Below are 18945 nucleotides of genomic sequence, written 5' to 3'. Positions count from 1 at the left end.
GCGCCTGGCCCGTGCGACGCCCCGCACCGCCGGTTTCCGGCCGGATGCCCGGGTACCCGGGCCGGGACCCACCCGCTCCATGTCCCGGAGGCAATCCCCCATGCCCGAGTACGGCTATTTCCTCTCGTGCGAGCAGTACGGCCCGGCGGAACTCATCGAACAGGCGCGGATGGCCGAGCAGGCCGGGTTCCAGGCGCTGTGGATCTCGGACCACTACCACCCCTGGAACGGCGAGCAGGGGCAGAGCCCGTTCGTGTGGTCGGTGATCGGCGCGCTGTCCGACGCGGTGTCGCTGCCCATCGAGACGGCGGTGACCTGCCCGACCGTGCGTATCCACCCGGCGGTGGTGGCGCAGGCCGCCGCGACCAGCGCGGTCATGACGGACGGCCGTTTCCGGCTCGGCGTGGGCACCGGCGAGGCGCTCAACGAGCACATCCTGGGTGACGCCTGGCCGGCCGCGCACGTACGCCTGGAGATGCTGGAGGAGGCCATCCTGATCATGCGCCGGCTGTTCACCGGCGAGGAGGTCAACCACCACGGCACGCACTACACGGTGGAGAACGCCCGCCTGTACACCGTCCCGGACGAGCCCGTCCCGATCGACATCTCCGGTTTCGGCCCGGCGGCGACCAAACTGGCGTCGCGGGTGGGCGACGGCTACATCACGATGATGCCGGAGACCTCGATGGTGGAGCAGTACCGCAAGGGCGGGGGCGGCGGGAAGCTGGTCAGCGGCGGCACCAAGGTCTGCTACGACACCGACCGGGACGAGGCGGTACGGACCGTGCACCGGCTGTGGGCCAACGAGCAACTGCCGGGCGAGCTGGGCCAGGTGCTGCCTTCGCCGAAGCACTTCGAGCAGGCGCAGACCCTGGTCACCGAGGACATGGTCCGGGACAGCCGGGTGTGCGGCGACGACGTGGACGAGCACGTCGCCGAACTGAAGGAGTTCGCCGACGCCGGCTTCGACCGCGTCTACGTCAACCAGATCGGCCCCGACCTGCGCGGCTTCTTCGACTTCTATCGCACGAAGGTGCTGCCGCAGCTCCAGCAGGGCGCCTGACCCGCCCCGTCCCGGCCTGACTCAGGCGGCCCGCCCCGCCGCGGCGTGAAGCCCCCCGGACATGTGTCCGGGGGGCTTGGCTCTGGCCGCGGCAGGTCAGCCGCGGCCGTGCGGGGCCTCGGGGTCGATGTCGTCCTGGCGCGGCGCCGCCGGACCGGTACCGCCCGGCGCGGGCGTGCCCGCACCCGGGGCGCCGGTCGCGCCGCCGACGCCACCGGGCGCGACGGGCGGCATCGGCGGGTACGGCATGCCGAGCCCGCTCGGCGGCACACCCGGTGCGTCACCACCGACGGTGTGCTCGTGGCCGGCCCCCGGCCGGGACGCGTGGGGCCGGGCCGCACCGCGCAACAGGTAGGCCACGACACCCAGGAGGGCAGCCGTGATCAGCGCGGCGGCCCAGTCCGGCAGGCCGATGGCGAGGGCCAGGCCCACGGTGAGCGCGAGGGCGGCACCCGCGTACAGGGCGGCGGCACCGGACGCGGCGTACAGCGTCGCCTTGCGGCGCTGCTTCCGCGTCTGTTCCCGCAGCTCGTCGCGCACGGTCTCGCGTGCCACCTGCGCCAGTTCGTCGACCAGATGCTTGTCCAGGTGTTCCAAGTGATCCATGCGGTCCATACGTTGCGGGTACCCGCGGGCGGAACATCCATGGGCGGGACCGTGAGTGGGACCCCGCCTCTCCCAACTAGGCTCGTCCGCATGGACATTCTGGGAGCCACACTGCGCATCTACGTCGACGACCTGGACAAGGCGATCCCCTTCTACGAAGGCCTGGCCGGCGGTCGGGCCCACCGCTTCGAACGCGGCGGTGTCGAAGTCGCCGCGGTCGGCTGCTTCCTGCTGATGAGCGGACCCGAGTCCCAGCTCGAGGTGTTGCGCAAGGTCGCCGCGACGATCGCCGTGACGGACGTCGAGGAGACCCATCGTGTCCTCACCTCGCTGGGCGCGGACGTCATCGCGGGTCCGGTCCCGACGCCCGTGGGCCGCAACCTGATCGCCCGGCACCCGGACGGGGCGATCTACGAGTACGTGGACCGGCGAGGGTAGCTGGGTCCGCCGGGGCCACGACGGTCCGGGGCAGCGACGGGCCGGGGCCACGACGGTCCGGGGCCGCGACGGTCCGGGGCAGCGACGGGCCGGGGCCGCGACGGGCCGGGACAGCGACGGGCCAGGCGGCTCAGTCCCCGTCCGGCCGCATCCGGAAGTCGTGGCGGGCCGGAAGCGGTTCGTCGCCGAGCCGGGCCCACAGCCGGCCGAGGCTCTCCGCGCCCTCCCGCAGGTCGGCGACCTCGAAGCCCTCGTCGAAGACGGCCCGCGCCGCCTCGCGCCGGCCCTCGGCGGCCAGCAGTTCCGCCTCGGTCAGCCGGAACCGGCCGCGGGCCCGGGCCCCGGGGGGCAGCCGGTCCCACACCGCACGGGCGTCCGCCGTGCGCCCGACCGCGAGCAGCGTCTCGATCGCCTCGCGGCCGAGCGCCGCGGCGACGGCCGTCCGCTCCGCGTCGTCGACGCGGACGTCCGTCTCCTCCCGCCGCTCGCGCAGTCGCTCGCACAGGTCGTCGAAGGCCTCGGCGTACCGGTCGGCGGCCCGCTCGTGGTGGCCGTCCTCCCGGTCGGCGACGGCGAGGCAGCGCAGCAGCGGCCAGCCGGCGGCGGCGGTCTTCAGGCCGCGCTCCCAACTGCGTACCGCCTGGGCCCGGTCGTCACCGTGCCACTGGGCGACGCCGAGGTGGTACTCGGCGATCGGCGTGGCGGCCGTGGTCTCCAGCATGTCCCGCCAGGGCCGGGCGACCAGCGTGTCCCCGGGCGGTTCATGCTGTCCCGGTTCGGGCAGGGACCCGGCGCGCAGCAGGTGCAGCCAGGGCCGCTGGTCGTCGCCGAGGGTGTGCTCCTCGAAGGGCGTGCCGGGCAGCTTCCAGCCCGCGCGCAGCACTTCGAGCGCGCCCCAGCCCGACCCCGTTGCGAGGTTCTCGCCGGGCTCGGCGTCGGCGTACGGCCGCCAGGCCTCGTAGGCCGCGTCGACGTCGGCGCGCGGCAGTACCGCCTCCAGCCGCTCCTCGGCGCCGCGCAGTGCGGTGTGCCACTCGCCCTCGGGCGCCGCGTCGAGCGGCCCGTAGGCCTCCAGCCAGGACACCTCGCTCTCCGCCTCCAGCTTGACGTGCTCCAGCTGGGTGCGGGCGAGCCCGGCCTGGATCTCGCAGTAGCCGCCGGTGCCGGGCTCGGTGAGCCACTCCTGCCAGCGCCGTCCGCCGGGGCCCGTGCCCCACACGAACAGCTTGCGGCCGCGCAGCACGTCGGTCGACGTCTGCGCCAGTCCGCGGCCGTCCTCGTCGAGCGCGGCGATCCAGCGGCGCCGGCCGTCCGGCACCTCGTAGAAGTAGTCGGCGGCGTACGTGCTGTTCAGCGGATACGTCCGGTCGGCTCCGTCGTACGACGGGACGGGCACCCGGCGCAGGCGCCGCTCGTAGCCGAAAAGCCAGGCCTCGTCGGCGGGGGCGAGGACGCGCCGTTCCTCGGGCACGGCGATGTTGGACCACCAGTACGCCGGCACCGGGAGCTCGTGCGGGTTGCGGATCCGGACGCCGACGCGGAGGAAGTCCGAGCCCTCCGGCAGCCACAGGTCGACCTGGAAGGGCAGGTCGCGCAGCCGTTCCCACTCCCACAGGCGCAGCATCTCGCCGCCGTCGGGGGCGGGCACGCGGGCGGCGTGCACGGGCGAGCAGGACAGGGTGGTGTGGCCGGTGGCTCCGATGTTCCATTCGATGCCGCCGGAGAACCAGGCTCCGTTGAGGGCGAAGTTGGCGGGCTGGAGCACGGGGTTGACGTAGAGGAGCTCGCGGTCGGTCGGCTTGTGCAGGAGGGACGCGACGCGGCCGCCGAGGCCGGGCAGGACGGTGGCCCGCAGCCGGTCGTTCTCGATGACGAGGGCGTCGATCTCCCGGGTCTCGCGCTGCCGGTCGTAGCCGTCCCGGACGCGCACGGGCAGCAGGCTGCGCAGTGGCTCGTAGTCGACCTGGCGGGCCATGTCGCGCGGCAGGCCGGCCCGGTCGCGTTCGTCGATGCGGTGCGCCTCGTCCAGGGGGCGCAGCGGCGGCAGCGGGTTGTCCGGCCCCAGCGGCGCGGCGGGCAGGCTCAGTACCTCACGTCGGATCGTCGTCACGCTTCCCCATGGAAGCCGCTCACCGGTGCCGTGAACAGGGGCGCCGTCGGTCACGTTCGCGCGACGTCCCTCACGTTTGAACCGCTGGGTGCCGTGTCGGCGGCGGCGGGTCGTGCGGTCGACGCCTGCGCGGCGCAACGCCGGAGGTCAACCGGAGGTCACGGTCTCGGCGGTGATCGCCCAGCGCTGGTGGTCGCGCCAGGCCCCGTCGATGTAGAGCATCCTCGGCGAGAAACCCTCCAGGTGGAAGCCGCAGGCCCGGGCCAGCGCGATCGAGGCGAAGTTGCCCGGCTGCACGTTGATCTCCAGCCGGTGCAGCCGCATCGGTCCGAACGCGTACCGCACGACGAGCTCCAGTCCCTCGCGCATCAGCCCGCGCCCCGCCGCGTGCGCGAAGGCGCCGTAGCCGAGGGCGCCGCTGAGGAAACCGCCCTCGACGATGTTGTTGATGTTGACGAATCCGGCGATGGAGTCGCCGTCCGCCCCGCCCGTGTCCTTCTCGCACAGCAGGAACCCGGCCTTCGTCCGGTCCTCGATCAGCCTGGCGGCGTAGGCCTCGTACGCCTGGGCGCTGTCCGGCGGGAAGAGCCACGGGTGGTGCAGGTCCTTGCTCTCCCGGGCCCGGGCGGTGAACTCGGCGCCGTCCTCGTGGGTGAAGTGCCGTATGCCCACGCGAGGGCCCTCGGCGAGGTGGCGGGATGCGTTGTGCGGCATCTCGCCAGCCTACGACGCCTTGTCGCCGCGCGCGGGACCGGTCGGCACCGTGGTCATCGCAGTGCCGGCCGGTCCAGCGTCAAGGTGCCCGCGTCCGCGTCCAGTTCCGCCGTTACGCCGAACGGGACGGTCAGCGCTCCCTCGCAGTGGCCGAAGCCGAAGTCCTCCACGACCGGCACACCGAGGCCGCCGAGCCGGTCGGCCAGCATCGGCCGCAGCCGCTCGTAGGGCTCGCACGCGTGCCACGAGCCGAGCAGCACCCCGCCGACCCCGTCGAGCCGGCCGGCGCGCAGGAGCTGGGTGAGGTAGCGGTCCAGCCGGTACGTCTCCTCCCCCACGTCCTCCAGGCACAGCAGGCCGCCGCGTGCGGAGGGACGGGCATGCGGGGTGCCCAGTTCGGCGGCGAGCAGGCACAGGCAACCGCCGAGGGTGACGCCGCGCGCCCGGCCGGGGACCATGGGCGTGCCGCCGGAGGCGATCACGCGGACCGTCTCCGGAGCGAACAGGGTGGCCCTCAGATGCTCCTGCGCCCGCGCGTTCTTCAGGAAGTCGATTCCCGCGGCCATCGGCCCGTGCAGTGTGACCAGACCCAGCCGGGTGGCGAACGCCTCGTGCAGCGCGGTGATGTCGCTGAAACCGACGAGCACCTTGGGCCCGGCCGCGCGCATCGCCTCCCAGTCGAGCAGGTCCGTCACGCGCTGCGCGCCGTACCCGCCGCGGGCGCACAGCACCGCGTCCACGGACGGATCGCACCAGGCGGCCTGTAGGTCGGCGGCCCGGTCGGCGTCGGAGCCCGCGAGGTAGTCGAAGGTGCCGTGCCGGTCCAGGACGTGCGGGCCCACGACCGGGTCGAGGTCCCAGCCGCGCAGCACGTCCAGGCCCGCCTGCAGCCGTTCCTCGGGGACGGGCCCGCTGGGCGCGACGACGGCCACCCGGGCGCCGGGGGCGAGCCGGGCCGGGCGGGTCAGGCCTCTCACCCTCGTCACCGGTTCAGCGCCAGGGTCGCAATGCCGTGCGGGTGCAGAGCGAATACCTGGGCGTAGAGGGAGAGTTCGGCCTCCAGGGCGCGCACCATGGTCTCCGCCCGGCGGAATCCGTGCCCCTCGCCCTCGAAGGTGAGGTACGCGTGCGGCACTCCCCGGCCCGCCATGCGGGAGAGGAACCGTTCGCACTGCACGGGCGGGCAGATCACGTCGTCCAGCCCTTGGAGCAGCAGGAACGGCGCGGTGACCCGGTCCGCGTGCTCGGCGGGCGACCGCTCGACGTACCGGTCGGGCACCTCGGCGTACGGGCCGATGAGGCTTTCCAGGTACTGCGACTCGAAGTCGTGCGTCTCCCCCGTGCCCCAGCCGGTCAGGTCGAGGATCGGATAGCTGACCGTGCCGCAGGCGTAGACGTCGGTAGTGGCCAGCGAGGCGGCGGCCGTCCAGCCACCCGCGCTGCCGCCACGCACGGCGAGCCGCTCCCGGTCGGCGGTGCCTTCGCCGGCCAGGGCGAGGGCGACGGCGGCGCAGTCCTCGACGTCGACCACGCCCCACTGCTCGCGCAGCCGGTTGCGGTACTCCCGGCCGTACCCCGTGGAGCCGCCGTAGTCGACCTCCGCGACGCCGATGCCGCGCGAGGTGAAGTAGGCGATCTCCAGATCCAGTACGAGGGGAGACCGGCTGGTGGGGCCGCCGTGCGCCCGGACCACGTACGGCGGCAGCTCATCGTCCGGTGCGAGGCAGCCCGGGTTGTGCGGCGGATAGAGGTGGGCGTGGACGTCGCGCCCGGCGGGCCCGGTGAAGGTGCGGAGCCGCGGCTCGGGGTAGTACGCCGGGTCCACCGCGTCGTCGTGCGGGGCGCCGATCACCCGGGCCCGGCCGGTACGGGCGTCCAGCTCGACCACCTCGTAGGCGCTGCGCGGGCTCGCGCCGACCGCCACGACTCGCTCGCCGTGCGCGGCGAGGGTCGCCGCGAACTCGGTCCAGGGGCCCGCGGCGTCGACGACCTCGCCGGTCTCGGGGTCGAGTATGCCGAGGGCGGCGGCACCACGGCCGTGCACGACGGCGATCAGGCCGCTGTCCAGCGGGGCGAACCAGCGCTGCCCGAGCTTCCACAACGGCCCGCCGAACTCCTCCTCGCGGGCGCAGAGCGGCCGGCCGTCGCGGTAGAGATTCCACCAGCCGGTGCGGTCGGAGGCGTGGAGCAGAGCGCCGTCGGGCGCCCAGTCCACCTGGGCGATGGACTCCTCGGGCCCGCCGGCGACTGTCCGGGCGTCCCGGAGCGTGCCGTCGGGGCCGATCTCGGCCACGACCAGCTCGGTGCCGTCCCAGGGCATGCGCGGGTGGTCCCAGGCGAGCCAGGCGGCGCGCCGCCCGTCGGGCGAGACGCGGGGGCCGGTGACGAAGCGGTGCCGGGCGCCGGCGAGTTCGCGGACCGCGTCCCGTTGGCCGGCCGCCGAGCCGTCCAGCGGCACCGCCGCCAGGACCCGGCGCACGTCGCTGGGCCCGTCACCGGTGAACTCCTCCAGGACGCACCACACCTCGCCGCGCTCGCCACGCACCTCCGGCTCCGCCCAGCGCAGCCCGCCGCCCACCCGGGAGACGGGCGTCAGCGGACGCGGCTCGCCGCCGCCCGGCCGGTAGGCGTACAGCCGCTGGTCGGCGAAGTTCACGAAGACCACCAGCGGCCCGGTGTCGGTCATGAGCGCGGCCCAGGGCCGGCCGCCGTACTCGATGACGCGGCTGCGGGCGTTCCACGGCGCGGGCAGCACCGGCTCCTCGGTGCCGTCGGGACGCCGCCGCACCAGTGTGCGCCGACCGCCCTCGGTGGGCCGGGGGGCCGTCCACCACACCTCGTCGCCGACGAAGGCCACGTCGTCGGGGCGCCCGTCGTGCGCGGCGGCGAGGGCCGCGTCGATGGGCGAGGGCCACGATCCGTACGGCAGAGTCCGCACCGACTCCCCCACTTTCTTCTCCGATACTTGTCGGGCGGGCCCGGAAGGCCCGACCCCTACGCCGTGCGCAGGAAACGGTCGAGGACGCGGACGCCGAAGTGCAGCGCCTCGACGGGGACACGTTCGTCGACGCCGTGGAAAAGGGCCTGGTAGTCGAAGCCCTCGGGCAGCTTGAGCGGCGCGAACCCGTAGCCGGTGATGCCGAGCCGCGAGAACTGCTTGGCGTCCGTGCCGCCGGACATGCAGTACGGCACCACGTGCCCCTCGGGGGCGAACTCCTCGACGGCGGCACGCATCCGGGCGTACGTCGGCGAGTCCACCGGCGCTTGGAGGGCGACCTCGCGGTGGGCGAACTCCCAGTCCACGTCCGGCCCGGTGAGCCGGTCGAGGGTACTGCGGAACTCGTCCTCGCAGCCGTGCAGGAAGCGCCCGTCGACGTAGGCGACGGCCTCTGAGGGGATGACGTTGACCTTGTAACCGGCGTTCAGCATGGTCGGGTTGCTGCTGTTGCGGACGGTGGCCTCGACCAGTCCCGCGGCGGGGCCGAGCTTGTCCAGCAGCGCGTCGACGTCGCGCAGGTCGGTCTCGATGCCGTAGACGGTGGCGAGTTCGGTCAGGGCGGCGCGCACGGTCGGGGTCAGACGCAGCGGCCACTCGTGGTCGCCGATGCGGGTGATCGCCGCGGCGAGCCGGGTGACCGCGTTCTCCCGGTTCACCTTGGAACCGTGTCCCGCCCGCCCCCGCGCGGTGAGCTTGAGCCAGCCCGTGCCACGCTCACCGGCGGCGATCGGGTAGAACTGGCGGCCGGCACCGTCGTGGAAGGTGAACGCGCCGGACTCGCTGACGCCCTCGGTGCAGCCCTCGAACAGCGCGGCGTGCCGGTCGGCGAGGAAGCCGGAGCCGTCCTCGGCGCTGGCCTCCTCGTCCGCGGTGAAGGCGATGACGACGTCCCGCCGCGGCCGTACCCCCTGCCGGGCCCAGTCGCGCACGACGGCCAGGATCATCGCGTCCATGTTCTTCATGTCGACGGCGCCGCGCCCCCAGACGACGCCGTCGCGGATCTCGCCGGAGAACGGGTGCACGCTCCAGTCGGCGGCCTCGGCGGGCACCACGTCGAGATGACCGTGCACGAGCAGCGCGCCGGCCGACGGGTCGGTGCCCTCGATCCGGGCGACGACGTTGGTGCGGCCCTCGGTCCGCTCCAGCAGGGTGGGCTCGAGCCCGGCCTCGGCGAGTTGCGCGGCGGCGTACTCGGCGGCCGGGCGCTCCTGGCAGTCACCGCCACCGCGGTTCGTCGTGTCGATCCGGATCAGCTCGGAGGTGAAGCGCACGACCTCGTCCAGCGCCTGGGCGTCCGTACTCCCCGGTGTGCCGTCGGACGTGCCCTCGGGCGTGCTTCCGACCTGCTCAGCCATACTGCTCCTCCACCGCTGCCGAGGCGATCGTGGTGACCGCCTTGAAGGTACGGATCGCCTCGAACATGGTGTCGTGGGTGTACGCCACCTTCCGCTCCGCGATACGGGCCACCCCCGGCACGACGGTCGCGGCCGCCGCCAGGTGCTCGGCGTCGAACTCCACGGCGACGGTGAACGGCCCGCCGCTCACCGGCTCGTACCGCACCGCGAGCGCCGCCGCCTCCTTGGCCGCCGCCCGGATGTCGGAGGCGGTTCTCGCCGGCGTACGGCACACGGCCGCGTACCGTGACACATGGTCCTTGACCGCGACCTTCAGCGCCTCGGGCGCGTACCCGAGCGCGTCCTCGCAGGCCACGTCGTCCCCGGTGACCAGCACGACCGGCACCCCGTACTCGGCGACGACGTGTGCGTTGAGCAGACCCTCACTGGCTCTCGCGTCGTTCAGCCACACGCCGGTGATCTGGTTGGCGAGGTAGGTGTGCGCGAGGACGCCCTCCATGCCGGCACCCGCGTGGTACCCGATGAAGGCGATGCCGTCCACGTCCCCGTGCTGGACGCCCTCCACCATGGACAGCGCCTTGTGCCGCCCGGTGAGCATCTGCGTACGTTCGTCGAGCTGTTCCAGGAGGAGGTTGCGCATGGTCCAGTGCGCCTCGTTGACGAGTACCTCGTCGGCACCGCCGTCGAGGAAGCCCAGCACGGCGGCGTTCACGTCCGAGGTGAACATCGACCGGCACCGCTCCCACTGCGGCGTCCCCGGCAGCACGTCGGCCGGCCAGGTGACACCGGTGGCGCCTTCCATGTCGGCGCTGATGAGGATCTTCATGTCTCGAAACCGTACGCGCTGCCCGGCCGCCTCGGCCAGGGCTGTGGACAACTACCGGTGGTATGAACCACTGGACTCACCTCGTACGGCCTACGACCAGCCCTTCTACGGGTTCGACCGATCATAGGACCGGACGCACGGACCTCCTCCTCCCTCCGACGGCGTACACCCCGGTCGTCCCGGCCCCCGGAGCGAGGAAGAGTGGCACTGTGCACGCCGTCAGCGAGAACGTCCACGCCGGTACGGCCAGGTACCGCCGCGCCGCGTCCATGAACGGCGGCGCGCCATGACCCACCCGGGCACCCTCGTCCTGATCAGGCCGCCGCCGTCCTGGCGCCGCTTCTCGTGCACGCCACGGGACGTCGGCTCCGCGTTCCGCCGGTCGTCTTCGAGGTCGTCCTCGGCATCCTCATCGGCCCGCAGGTCCTGGGCTGGGCGCACCCCGGCGAGGCCGTCGACACGCTCGCCGGTCTCGGACTGCCGTACGGACCGGTCGGCCCTCGCGTTGTTCGCCTCGACCTGTCTGCCGCTGGTCGTCGCGATCACGACCATCGGCGTCGACCAGGACCTGCTCGGCACGGACCGGGCCGCCGCGCTGGTCGGCGCCGCGATGATCTCCGTACTCGTGCTGCCTCTGCTCGCGACGCGGCTGCGCTCGGCGACCGGCGGGACGGCGGGGCCGGCGTCCGCCGAGGAGGGGGCGAAGGACACGGAGGCGTGGTGACGCCCGGGCGGGCCGCCTGCCACCGCGTCCCACGCCGCCGCCCCGTACGCCCGTCACGGGATCCGCCCCGCCACCACCCACGTCGACGGCAGCTCGATCCGTGTACCGTCCGGTGTGTACTCCGAGGTGATCAGCGGCAGTTCACCGCTCGCCAGCACGGTGAGTCCGGCCACGCGGAGGTACTCCGGCACCGCCTCGTCGGGAACCGCTCCCGGGGTCAGGCCGTGCCGGAAGACGGGCGCGAGCTTGGCGGGCGGCCCCTCGGGCCCCTGGGCCATCCCCGTCAGCACGGTTTTGGCCGCCTGGGAGAGCTCCACCAGGAAGGCGCGGCCGCGTTCCCCGACGAGCGCGGCGAGGGCGTCGGCCAGCGGTTGCCGGTCGTGGGGCTCGCACTGGTGCAGGACGCCCCGCACATAGACGTTGGCGTCTCCCAGCTCCGCGTGCAGTGTCTCCGCCTCGGCCTTGTCGGCGGCGTCCAGTTGCCGGTACGCCGCCTGGCCGGCGGGGTCGGCGTGCCGGGCGTGGTCGAGGGCGGCGGCGCTCAGGTCGGCGCCGACGACATGCGGGAAGCGGTCGGCGAGGTAACGGGTCTGGGTGCCGTTGCCGCAGCCGAGGTCGATCATCGGCAGGCCGGGGTCGGTCAGGTGCGGCTCGAAGTGGGCCAGGTGGCGCCCGGCGGTCAGCATGGGCTCCGCGTCCCAGAACACCGCCCCTTGGCCCTCGGGTGCCTCGTTCCAGAAGCTCTCCCAGGCGTCCCGGTACCGACTCGTCACGCTCATGCCCGTCTCCCCAGGTCCGACGACGTACAGCCCGTCGGAGGTGACGGGCCCGTACGGTGTACCGCGCCCGGCGCACGGCCACAAGCGCCCGGCGCATTCCTTCACCGGACGTGCGAACGGAGTGCGCCCCCTGACTGCGCGGGGCGGCTCAACGGCGTGGCAGCGTCAGCTCGAACCAGACGGTCTTTCCCGCCTTCGTGCGGCTCGCGCCCCATTCGCGGGCGAGGGTGCTGACGACGCGCAGCCCGCGCCCGTTCTCGTCGTCGGGGCCGGCGCTGCGCAGCGTCGGCAGTTCGTGGTCGTCGTCGTCCACCTCGCACAGCAGCGTGTCGGCGCGGACCAGACGCAGCTCGACCGGGCGGGAGTGGGCGTGCCGTACGGCGTTGGTGACGAGTTCGCTGACCATCAGCTCGGCGGGGCCGGCCAGTTTCGGCAGGCCCCAGTCGTGCACCTGCTCGCGGACCGCCGCGCGGGCGCGGCCGACCTCGGCCGGGTCGCGGGCGAGGCGCCATTCGGCGACGGCGTCGGACTCGATGCCGCCCAGCCGAACCATCAGCAGGGCCACGTCGTCCTTGCGGCCGCCGCCGGTGCCAAGCGCGCGGATGATGGTGTCGCAGGCGTCGTCCATGGACGCGGCCGGGTGGGCGGCGGACTCGCAGAGGGTGGCGAGGCCGACGCCGATGTCCTCGCCGCGCACCTCCACCAGTCCGTCGGTGCACATCACCAGCCGGTCGCCCGGCGCCACCGGCACGCGTACCGCCTCGAAGGGCACCCCGCCGACGCCGATCGGCGCCCCCGTGGGCAGGTCGATCAGCTCGCTGGAGCCGTCCTCGGCCCGGACCAGCACGGGCGGGATGTGACCGGCGTTGGCGAGGTGCAGTTCACCGGCGATGGGGTCGTAGACGGCGTACAGGCAGGTCGCCAGGTGGGTGTCGCCGAGCCGCTGGGCGAGGTCGTCGAGGTTGCGCAGGAGCTGGGCGGGCGGCAGGTCGAGCCCCGCCATGGTCTGCACGGCGGTGCGCAACTGGCCCATCATCGCGGCGGAGTTGAGGCCGTGGCCCATCACGTCGCCGACCACGAGGGCGGTGCGGGCGCCGGGCAGCTTGACCGAGTCGAACCAGTCACCGCCGACCCGGCCCAGAAGCGTACCGGGCAGATAGCGGGTGGCGATGTCGCAGCCGGCCATGCGCGCGGGGATGTGCGGCAGCATGCTGTCCTGGAGCGTCTCGGCGACGTTCTCCTGGAACGTGTACATGCGGGCGTTGTCGAGCACGAGGCCCGCTCGGGCGGCGAGTTCGGCGCCGGTGACCCGGTCCATGTCGTTGAAGACGGGCCGCTCCGGGTGCCGGAGAAGGATCATGAAGCCCAGGACGACGTTGCGCGCCTTCAACGGCACCAGCAGCATCGAGCGGCCCGTGATGAGCGGCCGGATGTCCCGCTTCTCGAACTGGGAGGCGACGGCGTGGCCCATCTCCTCGGTGATGCGGGGCACCAGGACCGGCTCGCCGCTGGTCATGCACTGGAAGAAGGGAGTGTGCGCCGGGAACGGCATGGCCTCGCCGACCGGTACGACGTCGTCCCAGCGGCCGGGTTCGTCGGTGTGCTCCAGGGCGACCCGGTGCCACATCGTCGTCGTGTCGGGCACGCCGTCGGGGAAGCCCTCGCCGGCGACGACCTGTTCACGCAGATAGGTGCCGGCGACGTCGGTGAAGCGCGGGACGACCGCCTTGCTGACCTCGACGATGGTCCGGGACAGGTCGAGCGAGGTGCCGATCCGTCCGCTGACCTCGTTGAGAAACTCCAGGCGTTCGCGAACGGCGGCGTACTCCAGGTCCTCGGTCTCGTCCCGCAGTTCGTCCGGCACCGGCTCGCCCGCCGCCAACGCCCGGGCCGCCCGCTCGCGGCGCGCCCTGCGCTCGGCGCGCCGGGGCACGCCCCAGTCGGGGGTGACGGGCACCCGTTCGTTCTGGCTGAACTCCAGGATCGGATAGCCCAGTTCGAGAACCTGCGCGACGATGCGGGCACTTTCGCCGACGCTCATGCTGGGCAGGATCTCGGGGAGGCGGCGGGCGAGTTCCTCGGCACCGGGGAAGTCGGTGTGCAGCGCGAAGCCGGGCGCCATCCGCTCGACGGTCGTCTCCTGCGCGCCGCCGCCGGCGTGGTCCCGGCGCAGGCCGTCCGCGTCGGCGGCCAGCACCAGCAGTCGCTCCCGACCGGGTCCCACCAGCGGGTACGCCCACCACAGCACGTCGACGCGGTCGTTGCCCGGCACGGTCAGGCGGGCGCGGCCCGCCGCCGGGTAGGACAAGTGCCCGTCGAGGGAGGACTCCAGCCCGGGCCCGAGGCCGTCGTAGGCCGCGTACGAGCCGTACCCGGTGACGTCCCCGTCCTCGGGGAGCACGCCCGAGACGGGGAGCAGGTCGGGGGCGGGCCGGCCGATCGCCTCTTCCTTGGGCAGAACGAACAGCCGCCGTGCGCCCCGGCTCCAGTGGGAGACCAGCCCTTCGCGGTCCACCACGACTACGGCCAGCGGGACCCGGCCCGCCACAGGGTCCGCCGGCACGGCGCCGGGTCCGGCCCGGCGGCCTGGAGGTGCGTCGCGCTGGGTGCCATGGTCCATGGCGTCAGGCCCTCTCTCCCCACGGCTCCGCAAGACTTGTGTCGCCGTCACCACGGTACGGCGGTGGCCGGTGACCATGTGCGGCAACGGGGGAATTGCCGGCGCGCAAACGCACCGGCGCACACCCGCGCGCCGGTGCCCCCCTCAGTCCTCGTGCCCGAGCTGGAGGTCGCGCTCCGTGCGGCCGCCGCCGGCCACCTGGAGCACGGTGGCCACGGGCGGGTAGCCGGCGGCGATGACGGTGTACTCGCCGGACGACAGGTCGACGAACCGGAAGGTGCCGTCGGGCCCGGTGGTCAGCGTGTCCACCACGTTGCCCGCCGCGTCGAGCAGCGTGACGCGCGCGTCCTCGACGGCCCGTCCGCCACTGGCGCGCACGGTGCCGCGCAGCACGGCGCCGCCGGCCAGCTCGACGTCCTGGCGGGTCTCCCGGGCGGCCTGGACGCTGACGGGCAGCGCGGCCGGGCGGAAGGCGGGGGCGCTGCCGGCCAGGGTGTACTCGCCGGCCACCAGCTCGGTGATGACGTAGCCGCCCTCGCGGCCGCTGCGGGTGGTGGCGACGACCTCGCCGTGGACGTTGGTGAGCGTGACGGTCGCGTCGCGCACGGGGCTGCCGTCGGCGGTGAGCACGCTGCCGGCGAGGCGGCCGGCGCCGCCGAGGACCACGTCCAGTTCCACCGGGCGTTCGCCGACGGTCACGGAGACCGCCTGCGGCTGGTGACCGCCGGCCGCGGCGATCAGGACGTACGTCCCCGAGCCGGGCGTGGCCAGCGCGTACCGTCCGTCGTCGCCGCTGGCGCCCCGGCCGATCTGCCGGCCGCCGGCGTCGATGAGGGTGAGCGCCGCACGGGGCACGACGGTGCCGTCGGGGTGCTGCACCGTGCCGCAGACGGCGATGCCGGCGGCGTAGGGCGACCTGGCCTGCGGGAGGGGGGCGACGGACTGCGCCAACTGGGCGGTTTCCCGCTCGGTGACGGATGCGTTGTGGGACACCAGGGGTTTCTCCTTGAGGAAGAAGGCGATGAGCAGCCCGAGGACGAGTACCGGCACCAGGTAGAGGAAGATCCGCGGCATGGCGCCGGCGTACGCCCCGATGTAGGCGTCGCGCAGCGCCGGGGGCAGGGAGTGGACGAGCTGTGGGGTGATGGCCTCGGCGTCGGGCAGCCCGGCGCCCGCCTCTGCGGGGATCCGGTCGGCCAGGGCATCGGTGAGCCGGTCGGCGAAGAGCGTGCCGAAGATGGCCGCGCCGACGCTGCCGCCGATCTGCCGGAAGTAGTTGTTGGCGCTCGTGGCGGTGCCGAGGTCGGCGGGGCGCACGGAGTTCTGCACGGCGAGGACCAGTACGGGCATCACCATGCCGATGCCGGCGCCGAGGACGGCCATCCAGATGCTGTAGTGCAGCCGGGGTGTGTCGGCGTCGAGCCCGGACAGCAGCCACATGCCGACGACGGACAGGGCACTGCCGAGGATCGGGTGGGACCGGTAACGCCCGGTCCGGCTGATCATCTGACCGGAGATGATCGAGGCGCCGACGATGCCGCCCATCATCGGCAGCATCAGGAGGCCGGACTCGGTGGCGGTGGCGCCGTCGACCATCTGCAGGAAGGTCGGCAGGTAGCTGGCGGCACCGAACAGGGCGACGCCGATGACGAGGCCGACCAGGCCGGTGACGTTGAAGACGGAGTCCCGGAACAGCCGCAGCGGGATCAGCGGTTCGGGCGCGAAGTGCTCGGCGACCAGGAACAGGACGGTGGCCGCGACCGCTCCGGCGGCGAGGCCGAGGATGACCTCCGAACCCCACTCGTACTCGGTGCCGCCCCAACTGGTCAGCAGCACCAGGCAGGTGGAGGCGGCGGCGAGCAGCAGCGCGCCGAGGATGTCGAGGCGGGGCTTGGCCGTCGGCTTGGGCAGCTTCAGTACCACGGCCACGACGGCCATGGTGACCAGCCCGAAGGGCACGTTGATGTAGAAGCACCAGCGCCAGGAGAGGTGGTCGGTGAAGTAGCCGCCCAGCAGGGGGCCGGCGACCGAGGCGAGTCCGAAGGCGGCGCCGATCAGGCCCATGAACCGGGCGCGCTCGCGGGGCGGCACGATGTCCGCGATGATCGCCTGCACGCCGATCATCAGGCCGCCCGCGCCGACGCCCTGCACCGCGCGGAAGGCGATCAGCTGGTCCATGGTCTGCGCCCGGCCGGCGAGTGCCGAGCCGACGATGAACACCAGGATGGCGAACTGGAAGACGCCCTTGCGCCCGAAGAGGTCACCGAGCTTGCCGTAGATCGGCAGGCCGACGGTGGAGGTGAGCAGGTAGGCGGTGATCGCCCAGGACATCTTCTCCAGGCCGTGCAGCTCGCCGACGATCTTCGGCAGCGCCGTGGCCACGATCATCTGCTCCAGCGCGGCGAGCAGCAGCGCCAGCATCAGCCCGACGAAGACCAGCCGCACCCGGCGCGGACTGAGCCCGGCCCCGGCCTCCGGCTCCGGGGCGGGGGGCTCGGGAGGCGTCGGGGGTGCGGTGGCCGGTTCGTCCTGCACCAGAGTGATCCCGCCCACGTCCCGCTCCCCTCATCACACCTGCTCACAATTGCCACCTGGGGCGACAACTGCGAACAAGTGCGAAGAGTTACGGCATTCGGCGGTAACCCGAGCAGATCACTCGAATCGGTGAGGCGACCAACGGCCGCCCCGTACTTGCCCTTTGGCTACTTCTCGACCTCGGTGGCGAGCTTGGCGAGCATCGCGTCGTAGATCCGGGCGAGTCCCTTGGGCGCGAAGGTCTTCTCGAAGAATCCGCCGACGCCGCCGGCACCCTGCCAGGTGGTGACGACGACCACGCGGGACTTGCCCTCCCCGGCCGGGGTGACCCGCCAGGTGGTGACCATGGAGGAGTTGCGGTCCTTCTCGACCAGCTCGCCGTCGGTCGGCTCGGTGACCTCCAGCAGGCAGTCACGGACGCGCTTGCTGGTGGCCTGGAGCTTCCAGTGCACGAGGGTGCCCTCGCCGTCGCCGCCTTCGCGGACCTCGTACTCACTGAAGTGCTCGGGCAGCAGCTTCTCGCGGCTGCCGCTGTAGTCGGCGAGGGTGTCGAACACCGTCTCCGCGTCCGCTGCGACGATCCGCTCCGTAGTCGCCTCGACCTGCGCCATCGGGTTCCTCCAGGGCCTGGTTCTCGGGGTCCGGGCAAGCCAACCACCCCGCCGCCCGGCCACCAAATCGGGGGGCTCGAAGCGGCCCCGCGCGACGCGTCCGCACGATCAAGGGAACAAGTGTTCTATTGTGTGGGCAGTGCTACCGAGGAGGCGTCAATGCGCTGGGAGAACCTCACGGACTCCGACCACGCCCGGGCGGCCGACCCCGCGCTGTTCGGCGCGGACGCGGTCACCACCCGCACGTTCGACACGCCCGAGTTCCGCGGCATCACCTTCCACGAGGTGCGGGCCCGCTCGATCCTCAACCGGGTGCCGGGCGCCTCGCGCATGCCGTTCGAATGGACGGTCAATCCGTACCGGGGCTGCACGCACGCGTGCGTGTACTGCTTCGCGAGGAAGACGCACAGCTACCTGGACCTCGACACGGGGCTGGGCTTCGACTCACAGATCGTCGTCAAGGTGAACGCCCCCGAGCTGCTCCGCCGCCAGCTGGCCTCGCGCCGCTGGCAGGGCGAGCACGTCGCGATGGGCACCAACGTCGACTGCTACCAGCGCGCCGAAGGCCGCTACCGGCTGATGCCGGGCATCGTCTCGGCCCTCACCGAGCGGTCCAACCCCTTCTCCATCCTGACCAAGGGCACGCTGATCCTGCGGGACCTGGACCTGCTGACGCGGGCGGCCCGGGTGACGGACGTCGGCATCTCGGTCTCGGTCGGCTTCACCGACCCCGAGCTGTGGCGCACCGTGGAGCCGGGGACTCCCGCGCCGGAGCGCCGCCTGGAGGTCGTACGGATCCTGGGTGAGCACGGCATCGGCTGCGGCGTGCTGATGGCACCGGTCATCCCGTTCCTCAGCGACGAACCTGCCCAACTGCGAGCGACCGTACGGGCGATCGCCGCCGCCGGCGCCACGTCGGTGACGCCCCTGGTGCTGCATCTGCGGCCGGGCGCCCGGGAGTGGTTCATGGCCTGGCTCGGGCAGCATCACCCCCACCTGGTGCGCCGGTACGAGCGGCTGTACACGGAGGGCGCCTACGCCCCGAAGTGGTACCAGCGCCGGATCACGCGCCAGGTGCACGACTTGGCGCAGGAGTACGGCATCGGTCCCACGCGCGCGGGGATGCCGCGGCGGCTCGCGGAGCCGGCACCACCGGAGCCGGATCAGCTCGGGGCGACCGATCCGGTCCAGCTCTCGCTTCTCTGAGCGCTGCCTTCCCGCAGTGGGATCTTTCGTCAGGCCTCCCAGTAGAGGCCGCGTACGTACGCCGCCGTGATGGTGATCGGCTGCTGGTCGGCGCTGTCGGCCGGGTAGTACATGAACTCGAACCGCAGCCGCTCGTCGGTGACGATGGACCCGCTGTTGTGGAAGTCGGCGAAGCTGCTGCCGTCGGTGCCCGTTCGTTCGGTGATCGGCCCGTTCCAGCGGGAGCCGCCCGGCCGCAGGTGGTAGAAGCAGCCCTGGAGGGCGGAGCCCGGCGGTACATCCGCCTGTATCTGGGCCATGGCCTGGTAGTGGGATGCCCGGCTGAGCAGGTCCACCCCGTCGACGTTGAGCGTGGTCCAC

At 73.0% G+C, this 18945-nt stretch carries 15 protein-coding genes and 1 pseudogene; 5 read left to right on the top strand and 11 right to left on the bottom strand.

From position 1 onward, the window contains the following. The first annotated feature begins 100 nt into the window (after positions 1 to 100). The gene (locus tag ACIQ1J_RS26845; RefSeq protein WP_403560717.1) at positions 101 to 1063 is read left to right on the top strand and encodes an LLM class F420-dependent oxidoreductase; all 963 of its coding nucleotides are present in this window, start codon (positions 101 to 103) and stop codon (positions 1061 to 1063) included. Between the two features lie 96 nt (positions 1064 to 1159). Here ACIQ1J_RS26845 and ACIQ1J_RS26840 read toward each other — a convergent pair whose 3' ends face one another. Beyond that, positions 1160 to 1678 carry a phage holin family protein gene (locus ACIQ1J_RS26840; RefSeq protein WP_210962403.1) on the bottom strand — a complete coding sequence of 173 codons (519 nt, stop codon included), beginning with the start codon at positions 1676 to 1678 and terminating at the stop codon, positions 1160 to 1162. Positions 1679 to 1759: 81 nt separating this feature from the next. Here ACIQ1J_RS26840 and ACIQ1J_RS26835 point away from each other — a divergent pair, with 81 nt between their 5' ends. Beyond that, on the top strand, positions 1760 to 2107 hold the full coding sequence (locus ACIQ1J_RS26835; RefSeq protein ID WP_121750033.1) for a VOC family protein: 348 nt from the start codon (positions 1760 to 1762) through the stop codon (positions 2105 to 2107). A 130-nt stretch (positions 2108 to 2237) separates the two neighbouring features. Here the strand turns inward: ACIQ1J_RS26835 and ACIQ1J_RS26830 are convergent, their stop codons facing one another. From ACIQ1J_RS26830 to ACIQ1J_RS26805, 6 genes are all read right to left on the bottom strand, one after another. Continuing rightward, a complete protein-coding gene (locus ACIQ1J_RS26830) occupies positions 2238 to 4217 on the bottom strand; it encodes a DUF5107 domain-containing protein (RefSeq protein ID WP_403560715.1) in 1980 nt (659 codons plus the stop codon). 147 nt (positions 4218 to 4364) lie between these two features. Next, entirely contained in the window at positions 4365 to 4931 is a 567-nt protein-coding gene (locus tag ACIQ1J_RS26825; RefSeq protein ID WP_403560713.1) for a GNAT family N-acetyltransferase, read from the bottom strand. Positions 4932 to 4984: 53 nt separating this feature from the next. Beyond that, positions 4985 to 5908: an LD-carboxypeptidase gene (locus ACIQ1J_RS26820; RefSeq protein ID WP_403561045.1), complete on the bottom strand. Its 924-nt coding sequence runs from the start codon at positions 5906 to 5908 to the stop codon at positions 4985 to 4987. A gap of 5 nt (positions 5909 to 5913) precedes the next feature. Continuing rightward, on the bottom strand, positions 5914 to 7869 hold the full coding sequence (locus tag ACIQ1J_RS26815) for a prolyl oligopeptidase family serine peptidase (RefSeq protein ID WP_403560711.1): 1956 nt from the start codon (positions 7867 to 7869) through the stop codon (positions 5914 to 5916). Between the two features lie 56 nt (positions 7870 to 7925). Then, the gene (locus tag ACIQ1J_RS26810) at positions 7926 to 9284 is read right to left on the bottom strand and encodes a M20/M25/M40 family metallo-hydrolase (protein WP_403560709.1); all 1359 of its coding nucleotides are present in this window, start codon (positions 9282 to 9284) and stop codon (positions 7926 to 7928) included. After that, positions 9277 to 10110, bottom strand: coding sequence for a M55 family metallopeptidase (locus tag ACIQ1J_RS26805; RefSeq protein ID WP_210962399.1), 834 nt, complete (start codon positions 10108 to 10110; stop codon positions 9277 to 9279). The genes ACIQ1J_RS26810 and ACIQ1J_RS26805 overlap by 8 nt, the downstream gene beginning before the upstream one ends. A 286-nt stretch (positions 10111 to 10396) precedes the next feature. Here ACIQ1J_RS26805 and ACIQ1J_RS26800 point away from each other — a divergent pair. Continuing rightward, positions 10397 to 10590: pseudogene (locus tag ACIQ1J_RS26800) on the top strand (cation:proton antiporter); the annotation flags it as partial. Between the two features lie 25 nt (positions 10591 to 10615). Further along, on the top strand, positions 10616 to 10834 hold the full coding sequence (locus tag ACIQ1J_RS26795) for a hypothetical protein (protein ID WP_403560707.1): 219 nt from the start codon (positions 10616 to 10618) through the stop codon (positions 10832 to 10834). Positions 10835 to 10887: 53 nt separating this feature from the next. On the opposite strand, the gene ACIQ1J_RS26790 is transcribed toward ACIQ1J_RS26795, so the two are convergent. From ACIQ1J_RS26790 to ACIQ1J_RS26775, 4 genes are all read right to left on the bottom strand, one after another. Next, on the bottom strand, positions 10888 to 11613 hold the full coding sequence (locus ACIQ1J_RS26790) for a class I SAM-dependent methyltransferase (RefSeq protein WP_403560705.1): 726 nt from the start codon (positions 11611 to 11613) through the stop codon (positions 10888 to 10890). Positions 11614 to 11761: 148 nt separating this feature from the next. After that, positions 11762 to 14233, bottom strand: a complete 2472-nt coding sequence (locus ACIQ1J_RS26785) for a SpoIIE family protein phosphatase (RefSeq protein WP_403560703.1) — start codon at positions 14231 to 14233, stop codon at positions 11762 to 11764. A gap of 144 nt (positions 14234 to 14377) precedes the next feature. After that, positions 14378 to 16786 carry an MFS transporter gene (locus ACIQ1J_RS26780; protein WP_403560701.1) on the bottom strand — a complete coding sequence of 803 codons (2409 nt, stop codon included), beginning with the start codon at positions 16784 to 16786 and terminating at the stop codon, positions 14378 to 14380. 149 nt (positions 16787 to 16935) lie between these two features. Beyond that, a complete protein-coding gene (locus tag ACIQ1J_RS26775) occupies positions 16936 to 17379 on the bottom strand; it encodes an SRPBCC family protein (protein WP_310870141.1) in 444 nt (147 codons plus the stop codon). A 159-nt stretch (positions 17380 to 17538) separates the two neighbouring features. On the opposite strand from ACIQ1J_RS26775, the gene ACIQ1J_RS26770 reads away from it, so the two are divergent. Continuing rightward, the gene (locus tag ACIQ1J_RS26770; RefSeq protein WP_403560699.1) at positions 17539 to 18585 is read left to right on the top strand and encodes an Rv2578c family radical SAM protein; all 1047 of its coding nucleotides are present in this window, start codon (positions 17539 to 17541) and stop codon (positions 18583 to 18585) included. The last annotated feature ends 360 nt before the right edge of the window (positions 18586 to 18945 follow it).

Origin of the sequence: Streptomyces sp. NPDC097107 (assembly GCF_044762405.1) — a bacterium.
Lineage (GTDB): Bacteria > Actinomycetota > Actinomycetes > Streptomycetales > Streptomycetaceae > Streptomyces > Streptomyces thinghirensis.
The sequence above is the reverse complement of the archived record's forward strand: the minus strand, read 5'-3'. Positions and strand labels throughout refer to the sequence as shown.

Excerpts from the sequence above, each read along its gene's own strand:
- ACIQ1J_RS26775 (WP_310870141.1), bottom strand. The coding sequence starts at position 17,379 with ATGGCGCAGGTCGAGGCGACTACGGAGCGGATCGTCGCAGCGGACGCG.
- ACIQ1J_RS26825 (WP_403560713.1), bottom strand. The coding sequence starts at position 4,931 with ATGCCGCACAACGCATCCCGCCACCTCGCCGAGGGCCCTCGCGTGGGC.
- ACIQ1J_RS26805 (WP_210962399.1), bottom strand. The coding sequence starts at position 10,110 with ATGAAGATCCTCATCAGCGCCGACATGGAAGGCGCCACCGGTGTCACC.
- ACIQ1J_RS26790 (WP_403560705.1), bottom strand. The coding sequence starts at position 11,613 with ATGAGCGTGACGAGTCGGTACCGGGACGCCTGGGAGAGCTTCTGGAAC.
- ACIQ1J_RS26785 (WP_403560703.1), bottom strand. The coding sequence starts at position 14,233 with ATGGACCATGGCACCCAGCGCGACGCACCTCCAGGCCGCCGGGCCGGA.
- ACIQ1J_RS26845 (WP_403560717.1), top strand. The coding sequence starts at position 101 with ATGCCCGAGTACGGCTATTTCCTCTCGTGCGAGCAGTACGGCCCGGCG.
- ACIQ1J_RS26835 (WP_121750033.1), top strand. The coding sequence starts at position 1,760 with ATGGACATTCTGGGAGCCACACTGCGCATCTACGTCGACGACCTGGAC.
- ACIQ1J_RS26770 (WP_403560699.1), top strand. The coding sequence starts at position 17,539 with ATGCGCTGGGAGAACCTCACGGACTCCGACCACGCCCGGGCGGCCGAC.
- ACIQ1J_RS26810 (WP_403560709.1), bottom strand. The coding sequence starts at position 9,284 with ATGGCTGAGCAGGTCGGAAGCACGCCCGAGGGCACGTCCGACGGCACA.
- ACIQ1J_RS26840 (WP_210962403.1), bottom strand. The coding sequence starts at position 1,678 with ATGGACCGCATGGATCACTTGGAACACCTGGACAAGCATCTGGTCGAC.